This window comes from Metabacillus niabensis (assembly GCF_902829255.1).
GTDB lineage: Bacteria > Bacillota > Bacilli > Bacillales > Bacillaceae > Metabacillus > Metabacillus niabensis.
Genome location: NZ_CADEPK010000251.1, coordinates 1 through 1,570, shown reverse-complemented (window position 1 = coordinate 1,570; position 1,570 = coordinate 1). Strand labels below are relative to the sequence as shown.

The 1,570-nt window shown below is 35.5% G+C and carries 1 protein-coding gene; it reads right to left on the bottom strand.

The window, feature by feature from the left end:
• On the bottom strand, positions 1-1,450 hold a 1,450-nt coding region (locus HU235_RS15685; RefSeq protein ID WP_174880803.1), incomplete at its 3' end, for a DEAD/DEAH box helicase.
• Positions 1,451-1,570 lie beyond the last annotated feature (120 nt).

Genomic DNA, 1,570 nt, shown 5'->3' with positions numbered 1-1,570 from the left:
CTTCTACAGTATTCTTCGTTGCCATATTGTAAATGTGTACGTCATGTTCTTGACCTAAACGGTGTATACGTCCAATTCTTTGTTCGAGTCTCATTGGGTTCCATGGGAGATCGTAATTTATGATATGGTGACAGAACTGTAAATTTATCCCTTCACCACCTGCCTCTGTAGCTATTAACACCTGGACTTGATTTTTAAATAAATCTTTCATCCAATCCTTTTTGCCGCGTTTGAAACCTCCACGAAACGGTACAGAAGTTATTCCGTTCTGTTTCAAAAACCATTGTAAATAAAATTGTGTTGCTCGATATTCGGTAAAGATTATAACTTTATCATTTATTTTTTTTATTAGTTCAACAACTTTAAGGGCTTTTGAATTTTGGGTGACACCGTCAATTGCGACCATTATATTTTTTATTACATCATTCGGTAAGACATTTTCAGCTTCTTCAGAGCGATCAAGCATTTTCTTCAATGTCATATAGACAGCTTCACGGCTGCTGCATGCCTCACGCTGAAGAGTCATAATTGAAAAGGCAAAAGCTGAAAATTGGTTAGAATGACGCAATGATGTAATGGTGTCATATAATCGTTGTTCAGTCTCTGAGAATTGAATAGGGACGGTTTCAACATGTCGTTTTGGCCAATCGATACCAGTATCTCCGCGGCGGTTTCGAATCATGACCTTGTCGATAAGCTCTCGTAAGTGTTCATGGTCTTCAAGAGAGCGTTCTTTTGCTGAGAATGCTTCACTAAAGTAAGACTCATTTCCTAAATGCCCAGGCTTTAAGAGTGAAACAAGGTTGAAAATTTCTTCAATTCTATTCTGGACAGGTGTTGCTGTTAAAAGTAAGCAATATTTCTTTTTTAAATTTTGTACAAATTCATAGTTTTTGGTTTTATTATTTTTTAACTTATGTGCCTCATCAATAATAATTAAATCATATGGTTGTTCTGTAACAATTTCACGATGAGGACTGCGCTTTGCTGTATCAATCGATGAAACAACGACATCACATGATTCCCATACATAGCTCTTTTTTTGTTCAACAGCAGGGATGAAAAATTTTTCATTCAGTTCTTTTGCCCATTGGGAAACAAGTGATGCTGGAACTAAAATTAGTACTTTTTTGACAAGTCCACGAATCATATATTCTTTTAAAATTAATCCTGCTTCAATTGTTTTACCTAAACCAACTTCATCTGCTAGAATAGCTTTTCCGTTCATTTTTTCCACTACTCTTTGTGCTACCTCTAATTGATGTGGTAAAGGTGTAAAATTCGGTAGATGCTTTGGTGCCTGCAAGCCAGTAAATGAAGGGACAACTGTTTGTTGTTGGACCTCATATGCTAGCTTATAAAGGTCCCAGTTTGCCCAAGGTCCATCACTATTTAACTTTGTGAAAAATTCTTCCTGCCAGCTTGAATCAAAGTTAATCTTTACATTCATATTAATGACAATCCTTTCATTGGTTGAGGCTAGTATCTTTAGTATCGCTTGAAGTGATATCCGAAAGTCTTTTTTTGATTTTCATAGTATAACCAAATTTAATAATTATATGTGTAGTTT